The sequence below is a fragment of the Corallococcus carmarthensis genome (assembly GCF_003611695.1).
Lineage (GTDB): Bacteria > Myxococcota > Myxococcia > Myxococcales > Myxococcaceae > Corallococcus > Corallococcus carmarthensis.
On record NZ_RAWE01000358.1, the window covers coordinates 1 to 5628 of the forward strand.

The following is a 5628-nucleotide window of genomic DNA, read 5'->3' on the forward strand; positions in this document are numbered from 1 at the left end:
CTCGTGGGCTCGGAGATGTGTATAAGAGCCAGGCCTCCCCGGGCGCCCGTGGAGTCCCCCTCGCGCGACACCCTGCACGCCGCGATGAAGCAGCCAATCGGTGCTGCCCGTCCGCTGGCCGCCGCCACGCCGCCTCCCGCCGCGCCGCCGCGAGCGCCCATGGCCGCGTCGCGCCCCCTGTCCTCCGACGCTCCGGCCCCCCGCGCCGCGCCCGCTCCGAGCCCGGGGATGTTGTTGGACGTGCCCAGATCCGCGCCCCGCTACAACGGTGCGCTGCCCGGCGTCGTGGAGGGTGAGCGCCCCACGCTGGATCAGGTCCGCCGCGAGCTGGGCGACTGCCGCCGCTGCAAGCTGTGCACGGGCCGCAAGAACATCGTGTTCGGCTCCGGCAACCCGCGCGCGGACCTGGTGTTCGTGGGCGAGGGCCCCGGTGAGAACGAGGACATCCAGGGCGTGCCCTTCGTGGGCGCCGCGGGCGACCTGCTCACCAAGATGATTGGCGCCATGGGCTTCACCCGGAACGACGTCTACATCGCCAACGTCGTGAAGTGCCGCCCGCCCGGCAACCGCAACCCGGAGCCGGATGAGATCGCCGCGTGCGAGCCCTTCCTGCGCTCGCAGCTGCTCGCGATCCAGCCGAAGGTCATCGTCGCGCTGGGCAAGTTCGCGGCGCAGACGCTCCTGCGGGACACCACCCCCATCACCCGCATGCGCGGGCAGTGGCGCGAATACGAGGGCATCCAGCTCATGCCCACCTTCCACCCCGCGTACCTCCTGCGCAACAGCGCGGAGAAGCGCAAGGCGTGGGAGGACCTGCAGCAGGTGATGAAGCTGTTCGGCAAGCACCCGGGCTCCAGCGCATAGACCGCGCGGCGCACCGCGACGACCAGGAGAGGCACCGATGAAGGGCGTGCTCGAGACGCGCGAAGTGCAATCCCCCTCGCTGGAGAACAACCCGCTGGGAGACCCGGCCCGCCGCCGGCTCACCGTGTACCTGCCGCCGGGCTACGCGGAAGGCACGCAGCGCTACCCGGTCGTCTACTTCCTGCACGCCTTCGGCAACGGCGCGGGCTCGTGGACCAACGCGTCCGGCTTCTCGCCCTCCGTACCGGAGCGCCTGGACGCGCTCATCGAAGCGGGCACCCTCCCGCCCGTCATCGCCGTCTTCCCGGACGCGTGGACGAAGCTGGGCGGCAGCCAGTGGGTGAACAGCGACGCCATCGGCCGCTACCGCGACTACCTGGTCAAGGACATCGTCGGCTTCGTGGACCGCACCTTCCGCACGCTGCCCAAGGCCGCGTCGCGCGCGGTGGTGGGCCACAGCTCCGGCGGCTACGGCGCGCTGGTGATGGGCCGCTACCACCCGGAGGTCTTCTCCCTGGTGGGCGCGCACGCGCCGGATTCCTACTTCGAATACTCGTACATGCCGGACCTGCCCAAGGCGGCCACCGCGCTGATGAAGGCCGGCGGCGTGGAGACGTGGGTGACGGAGCTGCGCCAGCGCGCGCGTGACACCAAGGTGCGCGGCGACGACTTCCCGGTCATCAACATCCTGGCCATGGCGGCGGCGTACTCACCCAAGAAGGGCGAGCCGCTCAACCTGGAGCTGCCCTTCGAGCAGCACAACGCGAAGCTGCGCCTGGACGTGTGGAACCGGTGGCTGGTGCACGACCCCGTGCGCTTCGTGCCCAAGTTCCTGGACGCCTTCCGCAAGCTGAAGACGGTCTACCTGGACGCCGGCACCCGCGACGAGTTCAACCTGCGCTGGGGCACGCGCATGGTGGCGGACGACCTGAAGGCCGGTGGCGTGACCGTGGTGCACGAGGAGTTCGAGGACGGGCACTCGGGCGTGTCGTACCGCTTCGAGCGGTCGCTGTCGGTGCTGGTGCCGCTGCTGGCGGCGGACTGAAGAAGGGGGAAGGTCATGGGAACGGATTCGTACGGATTGTCGCGCGTCGTGGGTGAGAAGGGCGTGCTGCCGCAGCGCGCGCGCAAGCTGGACCCCTCGCTGCCGTGCCGCGAGGCGGAGCTGCTCATCGACGTGGAGAGCCTCAACATCGACGCCGCGTCCTTCAAGCAGATCAAGGACGACGTGGGCGGCGACCCCGCGCGCATCGCCGGGCGCATCCAGGACATCGTGCGCGAGCGCGGCAAGATGCAGAACCCCGTCACCGGTTCGGGCGGGATGCTCATCGGCCGCGTGAAGGAGCTGGGCGCGAAGCACCCCGCCAACGGCGTGCTCAAGCCCGGGGACCGCATCGCCACGCTGGTGAGCCTGACGCTCACGCCGCTCGTCATCGAAGAGGTGAAGGCGGTGCACGCGGACATCGACCGCGTGGACATCCGCGGCCACGCGCTGCTCTTCGCGAGCGGCATCTACGCGAAGCTCCCGGAGGACATGCCGGACACGCTGTCGCTGGCGGCGCTGGACGTGTGCGGCGCGCCCGCGCTGGTCGCGCGCTACGTGCGCCCGGGCATGACGGTGGCGGTGCTGGGCGCCGGCAAGAGCGGCGCGCTGTGCCTCGCGCAGGCCCGCCGCAGCCTGGAGAGCCGCGGCAAGCTGCTGGCGCTGGACATCTCCCAGAAGGCGCTGGACGCGCTGTCCGCCATCGGCCTGTGCGACGAGGCCCTGAAGGTGGACGCCACCCAGGGCGTGGACGTGATGGAGGCGGTGCGGAAGGCGACGGGCGGTCAGCTCTGCGACCTGGTCGTCAACTGCGCCAGCGTGGGCAACACGGAGATGGCGTCGCTCTTGTCCGTGAAGGACGGCGGCACGGTCATCTTCTTCTCCATGGCCACCAGCTTCACCACGGCGGCCCTGGGCGCGGAGGGCGTGGGCAAGGACGTCACCATGCTCGTGGGCAATGGGTACGTGCCCGGCCACGCCGCCCTCACGCTGGAGCTCTTGCGCACCGAACCTTCGCTGCGCCAGCTCTTCGAAGCCCGCTACGTCTAGGGCTTGAGGAAGGCCGTGTGCACGGCCTGCATCAGCGGATCCTTGGTGCCGCCCACCAGGGTCCTGGGCATGTGGCCCTGGTTGATGGTCCAGATGATGCTGCCGCCCAGGCCCTTCTCCCGCGCCCAGCGGCCCTTCTCCGACACGGACGCGACGTCCTCGTAGGAGATGTAGTTGCAGGCCTGCGGGCCGTACGCCGTGGGGAAGGAGAGGTAGGGCGCCTTGGCGACGTCGTCCCAGCGGTACGCCTCCGGCTTGTAGTAGAGGGCCTGGATGTTGGCGTAGCTCATCGCGTTGTCGCTCTGCTCCTCGCTGATGCCGTCGCGCCCGTCCAGCGGGGTGCCCGGCTCGGTGATGCCCTTCCAGCAGGTGCCGAAGAAGCCCACGCCCACGCCCATGCGCTGCGGGGGCACGCCCGCCTTCAGGAACGCCTCCACGGAGCTGGCGACGGAGCTGGGGTGTCCGGGGCTCTCACCGAAGAGCGCGCTGGAGTGCCAGCTCTCCCACTGCCCCCAGTGGCCGCTCATCTTGTAGGCCATCACGTTCATCTGGTCGACGCGGGCGGCGAGCTGCCGGTGGAACTCCGCGTCCACCTTGCCCAGCGCGAAGTTGGAGTTCACCCAGCCCACGGGCACCGTGATGATGATGTTCTCGTCCGCGGCGCGCAGGTCGTCCAGCAGCGCCAGCAGCGGCGCGCTGTCCTGCGGCAGGAGGATGGGCTCCCAGTCCACGTCCACGCCGTCGAACTGCAGCTCGTGCATCGTGTTGATGATGTTGCGCACGAAGTTGCGGCGCTTCTCCAGCGTCTCCGTCGCGCTCTTGAAGCCGTCGTACTCGCCCATGCCTCCCAGCATCAGCAGCGCCTTCTTGCCGGCCTCGTGCGCCCGCACCGCCAGGGCGCGGGCCATCTTGGGGCCCTCCACGGCGTCCACGTCGAAGTCGGTGTAGAGCGTGCCGTCGATGCGCGGGCGGATGCGGCCCACCACCACGTGCGTGAGCAGCGACATGTCCACCGAGTCCACCGGGTACAGGTCGCGCTGGTAGCCCACCCAGTAGCCCATCACCCAGTTCGAGGGAGCGCCGCCCGGACGCGGCGTCACCGCGGCGGTCGGGCGCGAGCACGGGCCTTCGCCCACCTCGTTCGCCGCGCAGATGGTGAAGGAGTACGCCGTCCCGTTGTCGAGCTGTTCGATGAGCGTGCCCGACGCCGGCGCGTCCACCCGCTGCACGCGGCCGCCCGGCTCCGTCATGACCTTGAAGTACGACAGCGGCCGGCCACCGTAGCTCGCGGGCGCCAGCCAGCTGACGTACGCCTGGCCGTTGCCCGCGGTGGATACCACCGAGCGCGGCTGTCCCGGCACCGAGGGGTTCGGGATGCTCATCCCCGCCAGCGGCGTCACCAGGTCCGTCTCCACGGAGGCCTGGCCCTCGCCCATCGCGTTCACCGCGGAGACCTTGAAGACGTAGGTGAAGCCGTTGTTCAGCCCCAGCACCATGGCCTGCGTGTCGGGCACCTTCACCAGCGCGCCGCCGCACTCCGGAACGCAGCGCACCACGTAGTAGAGCAGGGGGCTGCCGCCATCCGCGGGCGGCACCGTCCACGTCACCAGCGCGGAGGCGTCTCCGGCCTGCGCGACGACCTGCTTTGGCGCTTCAGGGGGCGTAAGCGGCGCGGGCTGTTTGTCCGGCCCTCCGCCGAAATCGCAACCGCTCAACATCACCGCGAGGGCCAACCCCACCCACCCACGCACTGGTATTGCCCGATGGCTGTTCATCCCTGCACTCCTGGAAGGATGCGGGATGTTATGCGGCCAGACCCCCGGTGCGAGTCAAGTCTAGCTGGAAAAGTGCGGTATTTTTGTATGAATTGGAATTCGTGTATTAAACCGACTAATCCCATTCCACTAGGGAATCACAGAACCTCAGTGGATGGGAAGCCGCCCCTCTGAGAACGGCTGGTACGGGGGGCTGCCGGCAGGCGCGGGTGCGCCGCCAGGTGTCGGGCCTCAGCGCACCTGGGCGGTGGAGTCCGTCGTGACAGCAGGCGAGACGGGAGCGGCGGGGGCCTGGGTCTGGGCCCAGTCATTCGCGGAGCGGCCGCTGGCATCGCGCAGCGCGGGGGAGGCGCCCTGGTGGCGCAGCTGGTCGGCGACCTCCGTGCGGCCGAAGAGGACGGCGAACATGAGGGCTGTCTGGCCCAGGCGGTTGGTCTGGTCCACCGCGCAGGGCTGGGCGCTCAGGAGCTTCACCACGTCCGCGTAGCCCTTGAAGGCGGCGCCCATGAGGGCGGTGTTGCCGCGGCTGTCTCCGGCGCAGGCATCCGCCCCGGCGGCGAGCAGCGCCTGCACCGTCCGCGTGTGGCCGTGGTAGGCGGCGAGGATGAGGGGGGAGAAGCCTCGTGAGTCGCGGGCCTCCACGGGCGTGCCGGCCTTGACCAGTCCTTCGACGATGTCCGTCTCGCCCTCGCGCGCGGCGGCGAGCAGGTAGCGCTCCGCATCGCTGGTGGCGAGCAGCCGCCCGGTGGGCGTCGCGGGGGCGCGCAGGGACATCCACGCGGCGGTCAGCACCGTGCACACCAGCAGCACCAGACCCAGCGAACCGAGCAGCAGCTTGCGAACCATGAGGGCGTCTCCAGGGGCCCCCGGCCGTGCCTGGGCAGGGACGGCCGGGGG

Annotated in this window: 5 protein-coding genes; 3 read left to right on the forward strand and 2 right to left on the reverse strand. The window is 70.2% G+C overall.

The annotated features are described in order from the left end of the window. Positions 1–3 precede the first annotated feature (3 nt). From D7X32_RS47340 to kdd, 3 genes are read left to right on the forward strand one after another with little or no spacing between them, the layout of a single operon-like run. Positions 4–864 carry a uracil-DNA glycosylase gene (locus tag D7X32_RS47340; RefSeq protein WP_439329052.1) on the forward strand — a complete coding sequence of 287 codons (861 nt, stop codon included), beginning with the start codon at positions 4–6 and terminating at the stop codon, positions 862–864. Positions 865–901: 37 nt separating this feature from the next. Continuing rightward, the gene (locus D7X32_RS42810; protein WP_120608247.1) at positions 902–1909 is read left to right on the forward strand and encodes an alpha/beta hydrolase; all 1008 of its coding nucleotides are present in this window, start codon (positions 902–904) and stop codon (positions 1907–1909) included. Between the two features lie 15 nt (positions 1910–1924). After that, entirely contained in the window at positions 1925–2956 is a 1032-nt protein-coding gene (gene kdd, locus D7X32_RS42815) for an L-erythro-3,5-diaminohexanoate dehydrogenase (protein ID WP_120608248.1), read from the forward strand. On the opposite strand, the gene D7X32_RS42820 is transcribed toward kdd, so the two are convergent. Further along, positions 2953–4695, reverse strand: a complete 1743-nt coding sequence (locus D7X32_RS42820) for a glycosyl hydrolase family 18 protein (protein ID WP_341868175.1) — start codon at positions 4693–4695, stop codon at positions 2953–2955. The genes kdd and D7X32_RS42820 overlap by 4 nt on opposite strands. A 267-nt stretch (positions 4696–4962) precedes the next feature. Beyond that, the coding region (locus D7X32_RS42825; protein WP_439329051.1) for an ankyrin repeat domain-containing protein at positions 4963–5628 on the reverse strand (666 nt) is incomplete at its 5' end.

Excerpts from the sequence above, each read along its gene's own strand:
- D7X32_RS42810 (WP_120608247.1), top strand. The coding sequence starts at position 902 with ATGAAGGGCGTGCTCGAGACGCGCGAAGTGCAATCCCCCTCGCTGGAG.
- kdd (WP_120608248.1), top strand. The coding sequence starts at position 1,925 with ATGGGAACGGATTCGTACGGATTGTCGCGCGTCGTGGGTGAGAAGGGC.